Source organism: Geitlerinema sp. CS-897, assembly GCF_028368005.1.
GTDB classification, from domain to species: Bacteria; Cyanobacteriota; Cyanobacteriia; order Cyanobacteriales; family Geitlerinemataceae; genus Baaleninema; species Baaleninema simplex.
Genome location: NZ_JAQNCQ010000361.1, coordinates 1 through 20,986, shown reverse-complemented (window position 1 = coordinate 20,986; position 20,986 = coordinate 1). Strand labels below are relative to the sequence as shown.

Sequence of the window (20,986 nt, the reverse complement as noted above, 5' to 3'; positions counted from 1 at the left end):
AACAACAATCCTCCACGAACGTTGCTATGAAGCGTTTTACAATTCCCATCGGCGTTAAAATTTTCGGGGTGGCGGGCAGTATGTTGGCACTCCTACTCGGCGTTGCCTATATCAACTACCGCAATATCGCCCTCGTCAACCGCCAACTCGTCAATCTTGCCGAGTATCTTACTCGACTCACTGAAGACGTCGCTCAAATTAATATTGACGTTTTAGAACAAGAAATCCATTTCGAGCGTACTGTACGGCTGTTGGAAACCGAACCGATCGATCGCCGCGCGATCGACGCAGAACTGGCACAGTTTGAAGCACGGGGTCGGCAGGTCGATCGAAAACTCGACGCAGCGATCGCCCTAGCCGAAGAAGCCGTGGCCGACACATCTCGACTCGAAGACGTTCTCGAAATCGTTCGCATCCAACCCCTACTCGAAGTGCTCGACGCCGATCGTCAAAACTTTCACGATCGCAGTCTCGAAACCTTCGACCTTTTACAAACTGGAGACCTCGAAGCCGCAGCAATTCTCGATCGCCAACTCGAACAGTTTGAAGAGAACTTCGATCGGCGCGTTCGGGGAATTTTATTCGAGTTAGGAGCCTTTACAGAAGCCGCAGCGCGTAAGGCCGAACGTTACGAACGGGAAGCCTTACGCGTGAGTTGGGTTCTAGCCGCGATCGCCACAGCTCTCGGTCTGGGATTGGCCTCTGCCATTACTCTGGGATTAGTCCGTCCGATCCGTCGGTTGGTGGTCGTCACGAAAGAAGTCGAGGGGGGCAACCTTCAAGTGGAGGTTCCAGTCGCCTCTCGCGACGAAGTGGGGCAGCTCTCGGCGTCGTTCAACGCGATGGTCGCCGAAATCCAGTCTAAAGAACGGCTCAAAGCCACCTTCGGTCAGTACGTCGATCCGCGCATCGTAGAGCGTTTGCTGTCGAGTTCGGGACGGGAAATCGCCCCCGAACGTGCAGAAATGACGGTTTTTTTCTCAGACATCGCGGGCTTTAGCGCCATGAGCGAATTACTGACTCCGACGGGTTTGGTCGCGCTGATTAACGAATATCTCACCTTGGCCTCAGAACCGATTCTAGCTCGCAATGGCGTTATCGATAAATTTATTGGGGATGCCGTCGAGGCGTTTTGGGGACCGCCTTTTACCAGTGAAACCGAACACGCCCAACTTGCCTGTTTTGCTGCCCTCGAGCAACTGTCCCAACTGGTCAAATTGCGACGGTTACTCCCCGAGATTATGGGAATTCGCAAGGGATTGCCCGAAATTCGCGTTCGGATCGGGCTGGCGACGGGGGAAGTGGTGGCTGGGAATATCGGCTCGAAACAGTTGAAGTCTTATACTGTCTTAGGTTCGGCGGTGCGAGTCGCTGAATATTTGGAAGGGGCGAACAAGCGTTACGGTACGACGATCGCGATCGCGGCCGCAACTCGCGACGCCGCCGGGGATGCCATTGAAACCCGCGCACTCGATCGGGTGGTTTTACCGGGGACTTCGGAAACGACGACGATCTACGAACTGTTGGAGGTGGCGGGTAATTTAACCGATCGACAGGAATCGTTGCGCGATGAGTTTGAAAGGGGATTCGCCGACTATTGGTGTCAGAATTGGGACTCGGCGCAGCAACACTTTGAAGTTTGTCTGGCGATCGCACCGGACGATATCCCCAGTCAACTTTATCTCGACCGTCTTCGCAGTCGGTGCGATCGCACGAGCGATCGTTAAAATACACCCTGGCTTTAGGCTGCGATGCACTCTACCGGATTTCTGGTTTTTTTCGCCGACGGTGGGTTAAAACTCCTTGCGAGGGACTTAATAATATTGCCAAGGTAAACAAACCCGATACCACTAACACGATGGCAGGACCAGAAGGCAAGTTATAGTAATAACTTAAGTACATCCCGCTGATGCTGGAAAAGATACTAATTCCCGCTCCTAACATCATCACTTGATGAAGTCTCGGAACCAGTAAATAGGCAGTTGCTCCCGGCGTAATCAACAAAGATAACACCAAAATTACGCCGACGGCTTTTAAACTCGCAACCACAGTTAAGGCAATGAGTACCATCAAGCCGAAATTGAGAAAATCGACGGGTAATCCGGCGGCTCTCGCACCGGAGGGATCGAAACTGTAAAACAGCAGTTCTTTATACAGCAGAATGACGCTGAGAACCACCACGATCGCGATTATCGCGGTATCTCGAACGTCAGCAACCGTGACGCCTAAAATATTGCCGAATAAAAAGTGGTTGAGATCGATTTTATTGTCTTTTTGAATGATAGTAATTAAGGTGATTCCGAGAGCAAAAAAGGCTGAAAAGACAATTCCCATCGCAGCATCTTCTTTAATGGGCGATCGTGTGCGTATCCAGGTGATAATAACGGTACTTAAAATTCCGGCGATAAACGCACCGACAAAAATGTTAAATCCGAGTAAAAATGCGATCGCCAATCCCGGTAATACCGAATGACTGATGGCGTCGCCTAACAACGCGAGGCGCTGTACCATGAGATAGCTTCCCACTAGCGCACAGACTAAACCGACTAAAATAGCAATGACGAGGGAGCGTTGCATAAAAGCGTATTGCAACGGTTCGATTAAGACATCCATGATGCGAACAAAGATAGATATTTCGATTTTCTAAAATCACAAAAAACACGAAATTTTTAGTTTTTTAGTAAGAATTTAACCTTGTTAAAAAAACGATTTTTTTTGAGTGCATCTCAAAAATGTAACTTTATTAGATGCAAGCTTGATACTCCATCCTTTTTCGATAAGCTAGGTTTCAAGAAGTCTTCACCACATCCCCCCTTAGCCCCTCTTGGGAAGGGGGGTTGGGGGGATAGAGAGGGACTTGTCTGACTGGGTAAAACCAGTGTTTGAGTCCTCGATTTAGCTACTGTTGGGTTTATGCTTCACTCAATCCAACCTACCCCAGACTCATATTTTTACAAAAGTGTGATGAACCCAATTTTTTCAATTTTTTGGCATCTTTATGCCGAAAAATTAGATCGACGATCGCTCTATTTCTTCGATCGTTGTTTCTCCTCGGCTTACCATGTCACTACTGTATTCGTGTGATTGTAATTTCTCAAGCGGCTTCTGAAAAGAACTGCACTTGTCCGCCATAGGCACGATACATATTTTCGGGAGTCATGACAGAGGTGCGATCGCCTACGGCAATTAAGTCGCGATTGAGGAGAATTAATTCATCGAAATGGGTAATGGATTCCCCGAGATCGTGGTTGACGACTAACACGATATTTCCGGCGTCGGCCAGTTCGCGGAAAATTTGAAAGAGAATCGTTTCCGTTTTGCGATCGACCCCAGTAAAGGGTTCGTCAAAACAAAACACGCTCGCTTCTTGCGCCAGCGATCGCGCTAAAAAGACCCGTTGCTGCTGTCCTCCAGACAAATCGCCGATGCGTCGTTTCGCAAACGCCGACATCCCCACCCGTTCCAACGAATCCGAGGCGATGCGGCGACTGACGGCGGAGTACCGACGAAACCACCCCGTTTTCCGAATGCGTCCCATCATCACCACATCCCAGACGGTGGCGGGAAACGTCCAATCGATCGTCGATCGCTGTGGAACGTAAGCCACTCGTTCTAAATGCTCTGTCAGGGGTTGGTTTCCGTGACGTACCGTCCCCATTGCAGAGGGAATCAAACCCAACATGGCTTTCATAAAGGTGCTTTTTCCCGCACCGTTGGGACCGATGACGCCGATGAGTTTTCCCGGTTGTAGCTTCAAGCTGACGTTTCGCAACGCTTCGACATCTCGGTACGACACGCTCAAGCGATCGACGTTGATGGGGGCGAGGTCTGTCGTGACGGCGGTTTCGAGACGATCGCTCCAAGCGTTGCTGGGATAGAGATGTAGGTGTTGCATGGTTGCAGTTTCAAACGGCGCTGTTGCCAGTTTACCGCAAAAATGAAACAAATATGAGATATTTATGAAAGAAAAATGATAAAAGCTGTGACAGCAACATGAGAATGTCCCTCAATGTTTCCCAAAAGCTCGGTGTGGCGGTACTGGCAACTCTGTCAGTGTTGACCGGATGCGGCGATCGCTCCGTTTCTCCCACAGATGGCGATCGCCTCGATGTGGTCTCCACCAGTACGATTATTACCGACTGGGTCGATCGCGTCGGTGGCGAGGCGATCGAGCATCAGGGAATTCTCGATCCCGGAGCCGATCCCCACGTGTACGAACCCGTCCCCCAAGACAGCATCGCCCTCGAAAACGCCGATGTCATTTTTTATAACGGCTACAATCTCGAACCCGGCTTAATCAAACTCATCGAAGGCGTGGGAACGGGTGCCGAAAAAGTCCCCGTCGGAGAAGTGGTGAAACCGCTCGATTTCGAGTATCGGGGACAAACCGAACCCGATCCCCACGTTTGGGGGGATGTAGAGAACGTCGTGGTGATGGTGGAGGAAATTCGAGCGGTTCTGGTCGAACGAGATCCCGAAAACGCCGACACCTACACGGAAAACGCCACCGCGCTCACCGAAGAACTGCAACGACTCGATCTTTGGATCGAACGTCAAATCGCTACGATTCCCGAAAACCAACGCAAGCTGATTACCACGCACGATGCGTTCCAGTATTACGCCAGTGCTTACGGCTTAGACGTTGTGGGAACCCTCATCGGAATCAGTACGGAGGAACAGCCCAGCGCCCAAACAGTGCAGCAATTGGTAGAAAACGTGAAAGAAACGGAAGTTCCCGCCATTTTTGCCGAAACGACCATTAACCCCCAGTTGATTTCGACAGTGGCGGAAGAAGCAGGTGTCGCCCTCGCCGAACCGGAACTTTACTCGGATTCCATCGGTGCAGTCGGAAGCGAAGGCGACTCGTACATCAAGATGATGGTGTCGAATACCTGTTCGATCGCCAATGCGTTGGGGGGCGAGTGTACGCCGTTTGAGACGGAATAGCGATCGAACTCGATATCAAGTCGAGATCATCGCGATACATTCGATTTCCACCAGAACATCTTTGGGAAGTCGCGACACTTCCACCGCCGCCCTCGCCGGAGCGTTGGTTTCGTCGAAATATTTGGCGTAAACGGCGTTCATGGCGGCGAAGTCGTTCATGTCGTCGAGAAATACGGTAGTTTTGACGACATCGGAAAAACTCGCCCCCGCTGCTTTGAGGATTGCGTCGAGGTTGGCGAACACCTGTTCGGTTTGTCCGGCGATGTCCCCGGAGGCGACGAGTTCGCCGTCGGGGGTCAGGGGAATTTGTCCGGCGACGAACAGCATTTGTCCCGTGGCGAGGACGGCTTGGTTGTAAGGTCCGACGGGAGCGGGGGCGTTTTCGGTACGAACGATTTGACGCATAGGATTTGTCTGTTTGCAGTGATGTTTCAGTTGCAGTCGTGCCAAAAGGCGATCGCTGCGACATTGTAGTATCGATCGGGTGGCGATCTAACATTCTTTTCTCCATCGATCGCCTGCTGCGCTATGCCAAACCACGCTTGGACTAAGCTCCATCACCGCCACTATACAAACCTCTTTGCAGCGGTGGTTATCTTGTTTTCGCTCTCGCCGTTTCTTTCAGATTGGCTCTTCGGTCAAATCGTGAGATCGGCACTTTTTTTTATCGCTCTGGCGGCGGGTATTCGTCCGTTCTGTCACCAACGACGCTTTTTCCGGTTGATGGTTCTGCTCTCAACGGGGTTTTCGTTGGAACTTTTGACACTCTTGCCGTTTTTGGGCGATCGCGCCTCAGCTCTCTCCCTCGGTAGCGTTGGGGTGTTCGCCGCGTTCACCCTCTTGGCGATCGGCTTGATCTCCAACCAACTGTTTACCGATCGCGAAGTCACGAAGGATACGATTATGGGGGGAATTTGCGTGTACTTCCTGCTCGGGCTGTTGTGGGGCTTGCTCTATATCATCGCCAAGCATTTCGACCCGCAGGCGTTTAACCAGCCCGATCCCGATCTGATTTACTTTAGTTTTACCACCCTCACTACCCTCGGGTACGGCGATATTTCACCCACGAGCGATCTCACACAGGTTTTGAGCAATCTCGAAGCGATCGTCGGACAAATGTATCCAGCCGTCTACCTGGCGCGGTTAGTGAGCCTGTACGTCTCGCCAGAGAAACTGTAGCGATCGCCACCCCTGGCTGCATCGAGACCGATCGAAAATTGGTTTGTTGAGTTCGTTGTCAGTATTTTAAAATACATTTTTTTGAAATATAAGTTACTTTTTAAGCTAAAAAAAATAGGATTTCTGGAATTTGAGGCTATAAATGTATTACGTGTATAACATACTACAAAAAACCGGGAATTAGAGAGTCAAAACCTTTGAAATCTCGTGAAGTGAGTTTTTCTGTCACCCTAAACTCCGAAGAACCAAAAAATATTACTTTTAAATGTAGCAACCCTAAATCAGTTGTTTGACAAAATCGGAACAAAAAGGGAACGGGGAACGGAAAATCGGAACAAAAAGGGAACGGGGAATGGGGGATCGGATTTTTTCTGGTGTTTTAATTTTTGACGGCTTATTTGGGTCTGATATATATCATATTGATATATTTTAATGCAAAAAATTGCAACAACATTAGGAGTGGATGAGAGAAAAGCTGAAACACCGAGAATCTTAAAATATATTGATGAAATCGGACCCAGAGATGCTTAAAAAAAAGCAACGTTAATCCGAGGTTTTCTCAGAAATTCCTATGCTATATTCATCGTGACACTTAGCTGTTTGCTGCGATCGCGCAATCACGTTTTTGTCATCGCGTGTGGCGTATACCTCGCCCGAACCTGTGTCTACTGCATCCAGCATTACAAAACCAATAAAAAATATCTAAATAACGATGAAACGAACGACAGTCTGTCGATCGCTTTCTCTGTCCGTCGCCGCACTGGTTTTAAGTGCGTGCAGTCGTCAACCCCAAGCGATCGCACCTCCCGCCGTCCCCGTCGCGATCGAAACCCTGTCTTCCACCGCCGTTCGGGACGCCTCAGAGTTCACCGCTCGTATCCAAGCCCAACAAGTGGCGCAAATTCGCCCGCAAATTAACGGCGAAGTACGAGTCGTCTACGTCGAACTCGGCGACTTCGTCAACCAAGGCGATCCCCTCTTTGAAATCGACGGTTCCCAACAACAAGCCGTCGTAGAAGCCCGTTCGGCCGAAGTCCGGGCGGCAGAGTCTAACCTCACCAACGCCCAAGCCGGACTGCAAGCCCAACGCGCCGAACGCAACCGAATCGCTGCCGAATTCGACCTCAACTCCGAAGAAGCGCGACTGGCCACCGCCCAAGCCCAATTCCAAGCGGCGATCGAAGAACGCAACCGACTCGTCGCCCGCCTCGAATTCGCCAAAAAAGAAGAAGAGCGTTGGTATGGCTTGTGGCAGCAAGGCGTCGTCTCCGAACAGCGACACGATCTCGCCCTGCGATCGCGCGAAGAAGCCGAAGCCCAACTAGCCGCCCAAGACGAAATCATCGTCTCCCAAGATGCTGCTGTCGAAAGCGCCCGTCGGGACTTAGAACGCAAACGAGCGACCATCGAAGCCCAACTGGTCGCCCAAGACGAAGTCATCGCCTCTCAAGCCGCCAACATCGACAGCGCCCAGCGTCAAATGGAAGTCGCCCAAGCTAACGAACGGGCGGCCGCCGTGCAATTGGGCTATTACCAAGTTCTCGCCCCGTTTTCCGGCAGTGTCGGCGAAGTTCTCGTCAAAACGGGTGACTTCGTCTCACCCCAGGTACAACTGACGACCCTCAACGAAACCCGTCCCCTCGAAATTCTCATCGACGTTCCCATCAACCGCGCCTCTCAAATCCGCCAAGGAACCCTCGTCGAACTGCTCGATCGCGACGGCGAAGTCATCGGCAACAGTCAAGTATCCTTCGTCTCGCCCCAAGCCGATTCCAACACCCAAACCGTTCTCGTCAAAGCCCTCTACGGCAATGCTCGAGGCGACTTTCGGGGCGACGAACGAATACGAGTGCGCCTCGTGTGGGAAGAACAACCGGGTATTACCGTTCCGTTTTCCGCCGTCACCCGCCTCGGCGGACAGCCGTTTGTCTTCGTCGTGAGCGAAAATCCCGACGCACCGCCGGGTGAAGCCAACCTCGTGGCGTTACAGAAACCCGTCGAACTCGGCAGCTTGCAAGGGGGAAGTTACGAAGTCCTCTCCGGCTTAGAAGCCAGCGATCGCATCGTCACCTCCGGCGTCCAAAAACTGCGCGACGGAACCCCCATCGTTCCCTCAGCCGACGCCAACGTCTCGCAAAGCGATCCTTAAATACAGTCACCAGTCGCCAGTCACCAGTCACCAGTGGAGACAGTTGACAGCTTCTCCCCCTCTTCTCTTCTCCCCTTCTCCCCCTCTTCTCCTCTCCCCTTCTCCCCCTCTCCCCACCCGTCCTTTCACCCCGAACGCGATCGTGATTCTCAGCATTGCCGATAACTTCATTAAGCGTCCGGTGCTGACCACCGTTTGCACCCTGATGATTTTGCTGGTGGGGGGGATTGCGATTCCGCTGCTACCCATCGAACAACTGCCCGAACTGGCACCAACTCGCATTAACGTGAACTCCAACTACACCGGAGCCGATGCAGCCACCGTTGAAAACACCGTTACGACCATTCTCGAACGGGAAATCAACGGAGTTGAAGGGATGGACTACATCACGTCCAACAGCAGCAACGACGGGAGCAGTTCCATTAGCGTCGTGTTCCAACCCGGACAGGATAAAGACATCGCTCAAGTTAACGTTCAAAACAACGTCTCCGTCGCCGAACCGCAACTTCCCGATGCTGTCAAACAAACGGGAGTGCGCGTCAAAGCCGCTTCGAGCAGTACTCTTCTCGTCTATAGCTTTTTCTCCGAAAACGACGAATACGACGAACTCTTCCTGACCAACTACGTCGATTTGTTTATTCTCGACGAAATCAAGCGAATTACGGGAGTGGGCGACGTTACCCTGTACGGAGCGGGAAAATACGCCATGCGCCTGTGGCTCGATCCCAGCGCTCTGGCCAGTCGAGGGTTGACTGCGGTTGACGTAACGGGTGCCATTCGCGAACAAAACATTCAAGTAGCAGCCGGTGGTGTCGGACAGCAACCGGCCCCGGCAGACCAAGCCTATGAGTTTACAGTACGGGTTCCGGGGCGTTTGCAAAGTGCCGAGGAGTTTGAAAACCTCGTTTTAAAGGTAGACGACGACGGGACGCTGGTACGGCTCAAGGATGTGGGACGGGCCGAACTCGGACAAGAAACCTATGCAGCCTCGGTGAGTACGTTCGGTAAAGCGGGGGTGGGAATTGGAGTCAACCAACTTCCCGGTAGTAACGCTATGGACGTAGCAACGGCAATTAAGGCGCGTATGGCGGAGTTGGAAGAGAATTTTCCGCCGGGACTGACAGCCGAACTGATTTTCGACACCACCGATTTCGTGAAAGCCTCGTTGAAAGAGGTGTTGGTGACGCTGGTGCAAGCGATTTCGTTGGTAATCGCGATTTTGTTCGTATTTTTGCAAGACTGGCGCACGACGATTATTCCCGCCGTGGCGATTCCCGTGGCGTTAATCGGGGCGATGGCGTTTTTGCTGATGTTCGGATTTTCCATCAACACCTTAACGCTGTTCGGCTGTATTCTGGCCAGCGGTCTGGTGGTGGACGATGCGATCGTGGTCGTCGAAGCGGTCTCGGCGAAAATCGACGCGGGGATGCGGCCGAAAGCGGCGGCGATCGCCTGTATGCAAGAACTCTCTGGGGCAGTGGTTTCGACGTCTCTGGTATTGATGGCGGTCTTTATTCCCGTGGCGTTCTTCCCCGGAACCACTGGAAAAATTTACCAACAGTTCGCCTTGACGATCGCCTTTACGGTGTTGTGTTCGACCTTCAACGCTTTGAGTTTCTCCCCCAGTATGTCGGCGTTGCTGCTGCGTCCGCGACAGGAAACTCGCGGTTGGTTGGGCAAAGTTTTTAACGGGTTTAACGTTGGATTGCACTGGACGACGGAGAAATATCGCGACGCCGTTAACGGCTTGGTGCGAGTGCGCGTCTTCGTCATGGGGCTGTTTGTAGCAGCCCTCGTCGCGACTGTTTGGATGTACCAAGTCGTCCCGACAGGGTTCGTACCGGAGGAAGACCAAGGCTATTTCTTGGGAATCGTTCAAGCCCCCGACGGCGTGTCTCTCAACTATACGAAGGAGGTTCTCGAAAAAGCTGAGAACGTTCTCCTCGAGACGCCGGAAATTCGAGGAACCTTTATGGTCAGCGGCGTAGGTTTCGACGGACGCGGATCGAACCAGGGTCTGTTTTTTGGATCGTTTAAAGACTGGAGCGAACGGACGGGGAAAGGTCAAGCCGCAGACGAACTCATCGCCAAGCTGAACGGTCAGTTCGCGCAAATTCAAGAAGCAGTCGTCCGGGCGTTTAACGCACCGCCAGTTCAGGGATTGAGTACCTTCGGCGGGTTCGAGTTTCAGCTTCAAGACCGCAGCGGCGGACAGTTAACTTACGAGGACTTACTCAGCAACACCTACGACGTGATTGGGGCGGCGAACGAAAAACCTGAAATTGGCGGAAGTGCGTTTACTCAGGCGACGGCGAACACGCCCCAAGTGCAATTGACCGTCGATCGCGATCGCCTCAAAGCCGCCAACGTTAGTTTTAGCGATGCCATGACCACGTTAGGCATTTACTTGGGATCGCAGTACGTCAACGACTTTACCCTGGGACAGCGCAGCTATCGGGTGTACGCCCAAGCCGAAGGCCAGTTTCGATCGCGCACTGAAAACATCGATGAAATTTACGTGCGATCGCGAGACGGAAATATGGTTCCCCTCGGCGAACTCGTCAAATCCGAACCGATTACCGGGCCGCAGATTATCAGCCACTTCAACCTGTTCCGCGCCATTAAAATTCAGGGAGCCAACGCACCGGGTTACAGTTCCGGGCAAGCCCTGCAAGCGATGGAAGCCGCCTACAAAGAAGCCGCACTACCCAGTACGGGGCGCGAGTGGATGGGAACGGCTCGAGAAGAACTCACCGCAGGCGGTCAAGCCGTGATTATTTTCGGGTTGGGTATCGTCATCGTCTTTCTCGTGTTGTCGGCGCAATACGAAAGCTATATCGACCCGATTATCATTTTGCTCACCGTTCCCCTGGCGATGCTCGGGGCGTTGGTGTTCCTGTTCGCGCGGGGTTTGAACTTGGACGTTTACGCTCAGGTGGGGTTGGTGATGCTCATCGGCTTAGCTAGTAAAAACGCCATTCTCATCGTCGAGTTCGCCAACCAATCTCGCGCTGAAGGGATGAGTATCGCAAAAGCAGCCGTCAACGCCGCCGAACAGCGATTTCGACCGATTTTGATGACGGCAATTTCGAGTTTGGTGGGATTTTTCCCTCTCGTCATCGCTTCGGGTGCGGGTTCTGCGAGTCGGTGGTCCTTGGGAACGGCGGTGTTCGGTGGGTTGCTGGTGGCGACGTTCCTCAGCTTCCTGGTGGTACCGATTCTCTACATTGTCGTGAAGAGTTTCGAGGCGCGGTTCCTGTTAGCTGACGGGGAAACGCCCACAGCTGCGCCCCCTCCGACGCCTCCGACGCCGATGCAAACGGTTCCGCCAATACCCGATGGTGAGCCTTCCGTACCGAGTCCCTCGATCGATACTGAAATCGAGCCTAAAATGGAGACAGAACGGGAGACTGAAGCAGAACCGCGATCGCCCCAAGTCCAATCTCCACCGCCGCGACGGGGAAACGGTAACGGAAAACATTTAGTTGTCGATGGCGACGAGAACGCGGTGGAGTCTTCACCTCCTTCGAGCGAGGCGAGTGGTGAAGTTGAAGGGGAAGCCGAAACACCCCCGTCTAAAACCTAACGTCGCGTTTGGAAATTGGGAGAAGCTGCCATGAACCAACGATCGATCGCTTTTTCTGCTGTCGTTACGTCAGCGATCGGAGCCATGCTGGGAATCGCGATCGCTGAAATGGCTAATCCTCCCTACGAAAGCGATATTTACCAACACGCTCACCGGAAATACGCGATCGTCGGTGCGGTTTTAGGTGCGGCTGTCGGTTCGGCTCAAGAAACGGTTCGCCAGCTTAAAGCCGAAGCCGAACGGCGGGAACGGGATCGGATGCGGCGTTATGCCGATCGCAACCGTCACCCCCTGTAGGATTTGAAAATGCTCTCAAATTTTTAGGGACTCAACGAACCATGAAGACGACCCATGTTAGCGTTTTTGCCCTTCTCACCACGCTCGGCTTAACAACTCCTACGTTGGCTCAACTCAACCGTCCCAACTTCTTCGAGCGAGGTTACGACCAATTTGAAGAAGAAATCCGACAAATGGATCGGCAACAGTCGAATCCCTCACCGCTGACGGTTTCGGGGGAAAATTTGAGTTGGCAGCGCGTGGTGTTGCGAGAGGGGGGTTTTTCGATTTGGCTACCGCAAGGAACGGTAGTTCAGGAAACCGAAACGGTGGAAACGTCAGCCGGAACGGTCGAGTTTGAAATTCTGGCGACGCAACTGGAGTTTTCGCGTTACGTGGCGGCGTATTCGGAACCGTTCGAGTTCCGTCAGTTGGGAAGCGAGGCGGAGGTTTTGGAGAAGGTGCGCGATCGCCTGGTGGAGCGAGAAAGTAATTTTGAAATGACGAGCGATCGCAATACGTCTGTAGGTGGTTTGGCAGTCAAAGATTTGAGGTTTGAGAACGAGGAAGAAACGATTTCGTTTCGATTGATTCTCGATGGCGATCGCTTATATCTCCTCGCGGTCAGTCAGTTAAATGACGTGGCGTCGATGGAGGCGATCGCAGCATTCTTTCAGTCGTTTCAAAAAATTTAAATGGAGGTTTAAAGCAAAAAAATCGGGTTCATCTCAATGGATGTAAAAATATGAGTCTGGGGTAGGTTGGGTGGAGCGATAGCGAAACCCAACAACAGCTCAATTCAGTGCAGAGACTCCGATCTGATAAATTTACATTTTTGAGATGCACCCAAGAGATCGGCATTTGTTTTACAATAAATCGTTGGAACGAGCAGAATGATTCCCTATAGTGCTGCTCGTTTTTAATTTGCTGTCTTTGTTGCATTTTTTGGTATTTTTGTCAAGTATAGTCTGAGATCGTTCTTAGTAAATTCTCTTTAAAAATCAATAAAAATCAGCTTGAAAACAATTTATAAAACTTCACAAAAATAGCGAAATTTTATGAGAAAATTGAAGTCAATTAAAAGTCAAAAATGCGAGATCGAGGTGCATAAAATGTTCGAGATCGTCGTATCGCCTGGTGGGAACCGACCCGACAGTTTCCCACCAGGCTTCTGGAAAAGAACGCTTGCGGCGATCGCGATTCCGATCGCGCTGTGGCTGTCGATCGCCGTTCCGGTAGGTGCGGCCGAACTCCCCCAAGCCGACGAAACCGGAAACGACTTGTAAGATCTGTTCTCGCTGACGTTACCATGACGCACTTGACCCCCAAACACCTGCAACGCTGGCTGCTTGGACTCGTCGCAGGGACGAGCGTATTCGGGAGTGCGATCGCTCCCCAACCCACCCAGGCCGCCGAACGACTCGCCATCACCTACGGTCCGCTCGAACTCTACGTTCCCATCGAATCCCTCGAAACCTTCGCCGAAACCGGAGAAATCGATTCAGACCTCGCCTTCTACCTACAATTTTTTGACGAAAGCACCCACAAAACCATGCGCGGGGCGCTGACGCGAGAACTCCCCTTGAGTGCCACGGTTCTCTCAAAAGCCCTTTACATGGGCATTGGGGAAGGATTTCTGCGTCGTTTGGGAACCATCATCCAAACCGATAGCGGACTCAACGGCGGTCAAGCCTTGCGATCGGCAATTCTGGTAGCAGCCTCCGACGACAGCGAAAGTTTCACCCTCCTCAACGTCCTAAAAAAATATCCGACCCGCGAAATCCGCGTTAACGCCCGCTTTATCTTAGAAGTGGCCAACCAACTCTCGCTGTTTTTCGACTATCGCCAAGCTGCAACGGACGTTATCGTGGCCGAAGCCCAGCGAGAAGCGGCTAACGATTCCCCAGTAGACTTTTCTCAACGCCCCGACTTGCGAGAACCGGGACCTTACGGCGTGGAAGTGCGGCGGTTGCGGTTCCCCGTCAGCGGCATTCGTCCGACAGAGTTGGGACTCGCTGCGTCCTACGATCTCGATGTGGATGTCTACCTTCCCGAAGGACTCGACGAAACTGTTCCCGTGGTGGTGTTGACCCACGGCTTCGGGTCGAACCGCGACAATTACGACTATCTAGCCGAACACTTGGCCTCTTACGGGTTAGCGGTGGCAGCCCCCGAACATATCGGCAGTAACCTCGAATATCGCGAAGCCTTTTTACGAGGGGAACTGAGCGATCTAATCAGTCCCATCGAATATCTCAGTCGCGGCTTGGACTTGACGGCGACACTCGACGAACTCGAACGCCTGGTGAACTCCGACGATCCCGATTGGCGAGGACGCATCGATGTCAACCGTGCGGGAATCATGGGATATTCCTTCGGCGGAACGACAGCGTTGTCGATGGCGGGGGCGGAAATTAATCAGGCACGGTTGACCGAATCCTGCGTTCGGGAAGAACATTTTACATTGAACTTCTCCGTCACCCTGCAATGTTTGGCGTCCTATTTGCCCCCCGTCAATTACGATCTCTACGACCCTCGCTTTAAAGCAGCGTTGGCGTCCTATCCCATTACCAGCGTCGTGTTCGGCCCCGAGGGCATGGCCAACATTTCGATTCCCACGATGTTAATCTCGGGAAGTAACGACATTATCGCGCCGTCGATTCCCGAACAAATCCATCCGTTTCTATGGATGACGGGAACAGACGAGAAGTATCTGATGGCGATGGTTCCGGGGACGCACTTCTCGACGGGAATGGACGAGTACACGCAGCAGTTACCGGAGTGGTTGCGCGGTCCGGTGGGTTACGGACAGCCTTATTTGAAAGCGTTGAACGTGGCGTTTTTCCGGTACTACTTAGCCGAAGACGAGTTTTACGAGCCTTATCTGACGGCATCTTACGGGCAATATATCGATTATGACGAGTTGACGGTGAACTTGATTCGGGAGTTGACGCCGGAGATGTTGATTTCGGCCTATGGGGGAGAACCACCTATCGAAATGTTCCCGACGACTGTGGTTTCGGCGTCGGCGTCCCGTCAGGAAAGCGTGGTCGAGGAAATTCAGCGGACGGGTATTTTAAAAGCTGCCATTCGCAGCGATTCCCCACCGTTCGGCTATCTCGACGATGAGGGGTTGTGGAATGGGTATTGTGCGGAGGTGTTGCACTCCTTCGCCGATTATTTAGAAACCGAGTTAGAGATGCCGGGAGGCATTGAGGTGGTTCAATTGCCGTCGAGTTTGAGTACGCGATTCGATTTAGTTCGCAGCGATCGCGTCCATCTCGAATGCGGGCCGAACACCCTCGTTCGCAACCCCGACGGTATCGCGTTTTCGCAGCCGTTTTTCGTCACTGGAACCCAGTTTTTAGTGAATCTCGACAGCGTCGATCGCGTCAATCCCAATACAACCCTCAGCGGGGTGAAAGCGGGGGTGTTGGAGAACACGACAACCGAACAGTTCCTGCGCGATCGCTATCCCAACGCCGAAACAGTCCTCTTCAACGACGACTATACCGCACTGGAGTCGGTAGCGACCGGGGCGATCGACGCCTTTGCCAGCGATAGCATTTTGATTCTCGGAGAACTGCTGCGCCTCAACGCCGATTTAAGCGATTTCGCCCTGGTTCCCGAACAACCGCTGACTTGCGATTATTACGGCTTCGCGTTGCCCGACAACGATAAAACCTGGGAACGAACTGTCAACGCCTTCATTAGCAGCGACACAGCATTAGAGGCGCGAAACGAGTGGCTGAGTGGGTTTTATCCGATCGCCTTCGAGACGCTGGATTACTGCACCCGTTGAGGAGAGGGGGAGCTTCTTCAGGGAAGAGTGAAGAGTGAAGAGGGAAGAGTGAGGACAGGGAACAGTTGTCACTGGTGACTGGTGACTGGTGACTGGCGACTGGTGACTGTCTTCATCTCCTCATCCCATCCCGAGGGTTAACTGCCAGCGTTTGAGGGTTCCCGTATCGCCGTGGGCGACGTCGATCGCCTGTAGGTTCCAAATGCCTTGGGCGGACGTGCCGCGAAACTTGTTCAGCGAGGGGGTGTCTGCCATCGAATAGCTGGCGTTCGATCCCGATTTTCGTCCGACGCCGCGACCTTGTAACAAGGCAGTTTCACCGTTGGGGGCGACGAGATAGAGTTCCAAATCGCCGAGATAGGGATGGTCGATGTCGAGGTTGACAGCCAGTTCGACAACGGGCAAATCATCGAGAACGCGAATCGGACTGAGAACGCCGTCGAGATCGCCGTCGGGAATTCTCACAGAGCGATCGTTGGTTCCGCGAACCCGTTTCGTCACCGTATGGGGGGCTTCCCGCATTTCCTTGGCGGCCAGAACGGCGTTGTAGGCGTTGACTTTACCGTAGCCGAACCAGGGAGAACGCCCTTGGTTGTCGTAAGTGCCTAACCGTTTTCCCAGTTGGGGGTCGGGTTCGGTATCGACGATTTTGTCGGCGGTGCGCTGGAGAATATCTTTAACTTGAGCGGCGGTGAGGTCGGGATTGACAGAGAGAACGAGGGCGGCGACTCCGGCCACCACGGGACAGGCGCTCGAGGTGCCGCCGAATCCAGCGGTGTAGTCCCCTCGGGCGTAACCGGCACTTCCGACGCGATCGGTGGTGAACACGCCCAAACCCGGCAGGGCTTGGGTGACGGGGGGAGCGGTGCTGATGTAACCGGTTTGTTGGAGCCAAATTCCCGGTGGGGCGTTGTTGCTGGGGGCGCACACGGAAATTTCGTCGCCCCAGTTGCTATAAGCGGCTTTGCGACTTTGGCTGGTACAGGCGGAAACGGCAACGACGTCGGGGTGGGTGGCAAAACCGCTCAACCAACGGGTGTTTCCCGACAGGACGTTTTGCGGCCAGCTCGTTTCGTCGATGATGCCTCGGATGGGACGGTTGGCGTTTCCGGCGGCGAAGACGACGACGCAACCTTTGCCGTCGCGGCCTTTGCTAGCAGTTCGGGAAATGGCGGCGTATTGACGCATCGACAGGCGGAAATTGACGGCACTCGCGCCCCAACTACAGGAGATGACGGAAGCTCCGCGATCGCTAGCCCAGTCAAACAGTTCTTCGATAGAGTCGTCGTCGAGATAGCCGGTGGTGCGAATCGGCATCAGGGCGCAACGGGGGGCGACGCCGACGATACCGCTACCGGTTTCTTCTGCCAGACAGACCCCCGCACAGGCGGTTCCGTGGTTGTCGGTTTGGGCTTCGGGTAGGGGAAGGAAATCTTTACCGCGCAAGTCTCGCGGGGCGACGATTTTGCCAATTCCTTGAAAGTCGGGATGGTCGATGTCGATGGAATCGTCGGTAATTGCCACGACTACCGAGCGATCGCCTCGGGTTACGTCCCAGGCTTTTTCGGCGTCGATGTGGGAGTTGGGAGACAGCAACGCGCCGCCGTCGTGGTGTAAGTACCACTGACGGGGATAGAGATCGTCGTCGGGGCGGTAGGTGAGGGAAGAGCGAATCACGATATTGGGTTCGGCCGCCAGCACGCCGTCCCGGTCGAGAAGGGCGTTGGTGAGTTTGATGGGGTTGGCGGTGGCGTTTTTGGTGACGCGGAACACGAACGCTCCGGGTAAGCCTTCGAGGGGTCGCAGTTCTTCGAGTCCGAATTCGGCGGCGATCGCGCTTCGGTCACCGTCAGTAACGCTCTCGTCAAACATGACGGTGATGTCGTCGGCTAAGTAAACGAAGCTCCCCGGATTGCTTTGAATTTCGTAAACGTGGCTGACAAAGGCAACGTCTTCTAACTCTCGGGTTCGATCCATCGCGGCGTCGAGTTGGGCGGGATCTTCGACGCGAAACTCGAGTAAAATTGCTTCTTCTCGCGAACCGATGGGAACTCGGCCGCAGAAGGAAGCTCGCACCTGGGACAACAGCGACTCGCTGACAGCGGGCGATTGCGGGCGCACGGTGAAGCGATCGATCGCTTTGTTGAGGGATAGCGTTTCGCCGCCGCGTTGTAACGTCGTTCCTAATGCTTCAGCCACGACTTCCCCCCTGCCTGTGTTGGCGATCGATACCGAGATCGATCGCTATCTTAACTCGACGATCGCGCTCGAGCGATCGCAATGTCCGGATGGCTGTCTTTGGGACGGAGAAATGTTAAGATACGCCTTTGTTAGAGATTTGTTAAAAACATCGTAACGCTTCGTCGGTCGTCCTCTTCCGTCTCGTTCGATCGCCATTGGCACTGCATAGGTGAAGGTTCAAATGCTATTTCCAACTCATGGGTTCCGCCGCTTTCGACTCTCTCGACCCTCGACGTTTCTCCTCGTTCTAGCCGCAACGTTCGCCACACCCGAGGCTTGGGGACAAACACCGGGGGAAATCGAACTTCCCGACACTACGGATCTCGCCCCCGTTGAGGAAACTGCTGCGGCTCCGCGCCTGCCTATGGACGACAGTTCCCTTAGTTTACAAGGGATTAGCCGCTTGACGGACGAAGCGGACGCGGCGATCGCCGTCGACGATTTCGATCTGGCCGTTCGTAAGTTGCAAGAAGCACGACAGTGGAGCAACCAACTCTCCTCGTTTTACCAACAACTGTCGAGCGGGTTTTCGGGGATCGACAACCGCATTTACCAGCAACAGCGACGCATGGCCTTAGAAGCCGCTCAAATGCGAGACGTGGCGACCTATCAACTCGCCCTGTTACATCGCGCCCAAGACGAGCCGGAACTTGCGGTTCCCCTTCTGGTTCAAATTGTCGCGTCTCAAAACCCCACCCGCGAACTGGGAAACCGCGCCTATCGCCAACTCTACGAACTGGGATTTGTCGAGTCGCCCTTCGGCATTCAAATCGAGAACGAACCGGAAGAGACGGGTGAAGACGGTACGGAAGAAACGGGTGCGGCCGAAACGTCGGAAACTGAAGATAACGCCCCCCGTCCTCTAGCAGAAAGTTCGATTCTCAACCTACGAGGCATTTCGGGATTGATGGAACAGGCGAACGCTGCGGTATCGGAGGAAAATTACGACGTTGCGGCTCGCAAACTCCAAGAAGCTCGGGAACTGGGAAATCGCCTCTCGAACTACTACCAACAGTTAGCGGGGAGTTTCTCGGGCATCGATAACGCGATTTACGAACAACAACGACGCCTCGCCCTCGACTCAGCTCAGTTACGGGACGAAGCGACTTACCAACTTGCCCTGTTACATCGCGCTCGAAACCAACCGGAACTGGCGGTTCCGCTACTCGTCGAAATTGTCGGTTCTCAAAACCCAACGCGGGATTTAGGGAAAAACGCGTACCGACAACTCTTCGAGCTGGGATTTGTCAACGATCCCTATCCGGCTCGTCGCGATTAGACGATGAGGTAGCGTCTTAAGTTAGAGTGCAGTATGTAGAAGGTGCTGATTTCTCGACTCTCACTGTTTCGCTCCTTTGTCCTCTCTCTCTGTTCCGTACTGCAATTGCGAACCATGCGCCTACAAGCTTTCTCGAGTCCGATCGCGTGTTTGACGGTGACTTTAGGGCTGGCCGGTGCGTCCGGTTGGCAGGTTCCGGCTGCGGCACAATTGCCCGACTGCGAACCGCCTGCACCGGGAGAGTACCTGTTATTGATCGTCAGCGAAACGGAAGACGATCCGGCCCTCGTTCGGCAGTTGCTGGCGCCGCAGCTTCAGGCTCGGGTCTGTTCCTATCTCGAAGAAGTCGTCGTGCGCGTTGAGGGTTTCAATTCTCAGGAGGAGGCGTCGAGTTTGGCGCGATCGATTACGCAAGAGGTGGGGTTGGCCGCGTTCGTCACCCGTCCGCCGAGCGATGCTCAAGCCACGCCACCCGCGAGATCGACTCCACCGACAACGGCAACGACTTCTTCTCAAACGACTCCCTCGACTCCGTCGTCTGGTTTTTTAGAGTTACCTCGGGTCGAGATTATCGAGGCGCGTCCGGCGGAAGGTCGATCTTCGGCGGCTTCGACGACTGCGACGGAGGAGGAGGTAGACGGGGCGGATTTCGACGTGGCTGTCGATCGCAATATGAACTCGCGCGATCTTCCCCCTGCCAATTTATCTGACAGCTCGTTCGAGATTCCCTCGTCGGATGAGGAAATCGATACTTCGGAGTTACCCGTCTACGTCCCGGTTCCTCAATCGTCGGTTTCGTCTTCTTCGTTCCCGCCGACGCCGACGGTGACACTCCCGACGACAACGCCTTCTCCGTCAATGACAACGGCCTACAATCCTCAAACGCTCGCGCCGGGTTATGCGGTATTGGTGGATTATTTCAATCAAACTCAGGTCGCCGCTCAGGTTCGGTTGTTGACGAGCCAACCTGTCGGTTTGGTGTCTTACGGTCAACGACCGTTTTTGTTGGCGGGGTACACGTCGAACGAGGCCGAGGCGAACCAACTCCTTCAACGGCTCAGCAGTAACGGGTTTTGGGCGATGGTGGTGGACAGTCAGCGGGTGATGGTAATCGCTCCACAGGTGGCGGCGTATTGAGGCGGTTTTCGGAGGTCGGCCACTGTGTCGCGGAGGAGAGAGGGGTTTTGCTCGTTCGTTTATTGATTAAAAAATCAAGTTTATAGCCGAATTAACCCATAAGATTATAATTCTATTATCGCCGCGAAAAAGTTTTCTGTCAACCCTTCTGGCCAGACGCGAATTTCCCGCTTTTTTTGAAAAAAATTTCAAACATTGTAGAGCGGTTGGAGAGGGAATCCGATACAGAAAGAGGCTCGAAACCGTCGGTGACCAAAAAACCGGGATACAAGCCCCGTCCTTCTAGGACGGCTTTTTACTGGGTTCTGGAAAACGAGCAATTAAACTTCTAATTAGTTCTGATTGTGTCATACCACGCCTAGCAGCTTCTTCTACAAGCTGTCTTTTTTC

General features: G+C 53.5%; 15 protein-coding genes. 11 read left to right on the top strand and 4 right to left on the bottom strand.

Features of this window, described 5'->3' with window-relative positions; all coding sequences use genetic code 11:
- Positions 1-26 precede the first annotated feature (26 nt).
- Complete coding sequence (locus POG22_RS22915; protein ID WP_498907255.1) at positions 27-1,727, top strand: adenylate/guanylate cyclase domain-containing protein; 1,701 nt, start codon at positions 27-29, stop codon at positions 1,725-1,727.
- Between the two features lie 31 nt (positions 1,728-1,758).
- Here the strand turns inward: POG22_RS22915 and POG22_RS22910 are convergent, their stop codons facing one another.
- Together POG22_RS22910 and POG22_RS22905 are read right to left on the bottom strand one after the other, a co-directional pair.
- Positions 1,759-2,613, bottom strand: coding sequence for a metal ABC transporter permease (locus POG22_RS22910; RefSeq protein WP_498907254.1), 855 nt, complete (start codon positions 2,611-2,613; stop codon positions 1,759-1,761).
- A gap of 481 nt (positions 2,614-3,094) precedes the next feature.
- Positions 3,095-3,895, bottom strand: a complete 801-nt coding sequence (locus tag POG22_RS22905) for a metal ABC transporter ATP-binding protein (RefSeq protein ID WP_498907253.1) — start codon at positions 3,893-3,895, stop codon at positions 3,095-3,097.
- Between the two features lie 104 nt (positions 3,896-3,999).
- Here POG22_RS22905 and POG22_RS22900 point away from each other — a divergent pair, with 104 nt between their 5' ends.
- Entirely contained in the window at positions 4,000-4,947 is a 948-nt protein-coding gene (locus POG22_RS22900; protein ID WP_498907262.1) for a metal ABC transporter solute-binding protein, Zn/Mn family, read from the top strand.
- A gap of 15 nt (positions 4,948-4,962) precedes the next feature.
- On the opposite strand, the gene POG22_RS22895 is transcribed toward POG22_RS22900, so the two are convergent.
- Positions 4,963-5,352: a RidA family protein gene (locus tag POG22_RS22895; protein WP_498907261.1), complete on the bottom strand. Its 390-nt coding sequence runs from the start codon at positions 5,350-5,352 to the stop codon at positions 4,963-4,965.
- 123 nt (positions 5,353-5,475) lie between these two features.
- Here POG22_RS22895 and POG22_RS22890 point away from each other — a divergent pair, with 123 nt between their 5' ends.
- The 7 genes from POG22_RS22890 to POG22_RS22860 all read left to right on the top strand — a co-directional run bounded on the left by POG22_RS22890 (position 5,476) and on the right by POG22_RS22860 (position 15,939).
- Positions 5,476-6,126, top strand: coding sequence for a potassium channel family protein (locus POG22_RS22890; protein ID WP_063718959.1), 651 nt, complete (start codon positions 5,476-5,478; stop codon positions 6,124-6,126).
- Positions 6,127-6,838: 712 nt separating this feature from the next.
- Positions 6,839-8,275: an efflux RND transporter periplasmic adaptor subunit gene (locus POG22_RS22885; protein ID WP_017662003.1), complete on the top strand. Its 1,437-nt coding sequence runs from the start codon at positions 6,839-6,841 to the stop codon at positions 8,273-8,275.
- Positions 8,276-8,417: 142 nt separating this feature from the next.
- The gene (locus POG22_RS22880; RefSeq protein ID WP_498907252.1) at positions 8,418-11,861 is read left to right on the top strand and encodes an efflux RND transporter permease subunit; all 3,444 of its coding nucleotides are present in this window, start codon (positions 8,418-8,420) and stop codon (positions 11,859-11,861) included.
- Positions 11,862-11,891: 30 nt separating this feature from the next.
- Entirely contained in the window at positions 11,892-12,158 is a 267-nt protein-coding gene (locus tag POG22_RS22875) for a hypothetical protein (RefSeq protein ID WP_071592038.1), read from the top strand.
- A 41-nt stretch (positions 12,159-12,199) separates the two neighbouring features.
- Entirely contained in the window at positions 12,200-12,832 is a 633-nt protein-coding gene (locus POG22_RS22870) for a hypothetical protein (protein ID WP_498907251.1), read from the top strand.
- A 417-nt stretch (positions 12,833-13,249) separates the two neighbouring features.
- Positions 13,250-13,423: a hypothetical protein gene (locus tag POG22_RS22865; protein WP_498907250.1), complete on the top strand. Its 174-nt coding sequence runs from the start codon at positions 13,250-13,252 to the stop codon at positions 13,421-13,423.
- A 23-nt stretch (positions 13,424-13,446) separates the two neighbouring features.
- A complete protein-coding gene (locus tag POG22_RS22860; protein WP_498907249.1) occupies positions 13,447-15,939 on the top strand; it encodes an alpha/beta hydrolase in 2,493 nt (830 codons plus the stop codon).
- A gap of 120 nt (positions 15,940-16,059) precedes the next feature.
- On the opposite strand, the gene POG22_RS22855 is transcribed toward POG22_RS22860, so the two are convergent.
- Positions 16,060-18,138, bottom strand: coding sequence for a S8 family serine peptidase (locus POG22_RS22855; RefSeq protein WP_498907248.1), 2,079 nt, complete (start codon positions 18,136-18,138; stop codon positions 16,060-16,062).
- 223 nt (positions 18,139-18,361) lie between these two features.
- On the opposite strand from POG22_RS22855, the gene POG22_RS22850 reads away from it, so the two are divergent.
- Both POG22_RS22850 and POG22_RS22845 read left to right on the top strand, forming a co-directional pair.
- Entirely contained in the window at positions 18,362-19,459 is a 1,098-nt protein-coding gene (locus tag POG22_RS22850; protein ID WP_498907247.1) for a hypothetical protein, read from the top strand.
- Between the two features lie 114 nt (positions 19,460-19,573).
- Complete coding sequence (locus POG22_RS22845) at positions 19,574-20,596, top strand: hypothetical protein (RefSeq protein WP_498907246.1); 1,023 nt, start codon at positions 19,574-19,576, stop codon at positions 20,594-20,596.
- Positions 20,597-20,986: the final 390 nt, after the last annotated feature.

Excerpts from the sequence above, each read along its gene's own strand:
- POG22_RS22915 (WP_498907255.1), top strand. The coding sequence starts at position 27 with ATGAAGCGTTTTACAATTCCCATCGGCGTTAAAATTTTCGGGGTGGCG.
- POG22_RS22910 (WP_498907254.1), bottom strand. The coding sequence starts at position 2,613 with ATGGATGTCTTAATCGAACCGTTGCAATACGCTTTTATGCAACGCTCC.
- POG22_RS22905 (WP_498907253.1), bottom strand. The coding sequence starts at position 3,895 with ATGCAACACCTACATCTCTATCCCAGCAACGCTTGGAGCGATCGTCTC.
- POG22_RS22900 (WP_498907262.1), top strand. The coding sequence starts at position 4,000 with ATGTCCCTCAATGTTTCCCAAAAGCTCGGTGTGGCGGTACTGGCAACT.
- POG22_RS22895 (WP_498907261.1), bottom strand. The coding sequence starts at position 5,352 with ATGCGTCAAATCGTTCGTACCGAAAACGCCCCCGCTCCCGTCGGACCT.
- POG22_RS22890 (WP_063718959.1), top strand. The coding sequence starts at position 5,476 with ATGCCAAACCACGCTTGGACTAAGCTCCATCACCGCCACTATACAAAC.
- POG22_RS22885 (WP_017662003.1), top strand. The coding sequence starts at position 6,839 with ATGAAACGAACGACAGTCTGTCGATCGCTTTCTCTGTCCGTCGCCGCA.
- POG22_RS22875 (WP_071592038.1), top strand. The coding sequence starts at position 11,892 with ATGAACCAACGATCGATCGCTTTTTCTGCTGTCGTTACGTCAGCGATC.
- POG22_RS22870 (WP_498907251.1), top strand. The coding sequence starts at position 12,200 with ATGAAGACGACCCATGTTAGCGTTTTTGCCCTTCTCACCACGCTCGGC.
- POG22_RS22865 (WP_498907250.1), top strand. The coding sequence starts at position 13,250 with ATGTTCGAGATCGTCGTATCGCCTGGTGGGAACCGACCCGACAGTTTC.
- POG22_RS22860 (WP_498907249.1), top strand. The coding sequence starts at position 13,447 with ATGACGCACTTGACCCCCAAACACCTGCAACGCTGGCTGCTTGGACTC.
- POG22_RS22850 (WP_498907247.1), top strand. The coding sequence starts at position 18,362 with ATGCTATTTCCAACTCATGGGTTCCGCCGCTTTCGACTCTCTCGACCC.
- POG22_RS22845 (WP_498907246.1), top strand. The coding sequence starts at position 19,574 with ATGCGCCTACAAGCTTTCTCGAGTCCGATCGCGTGTTTGACGGTGACT.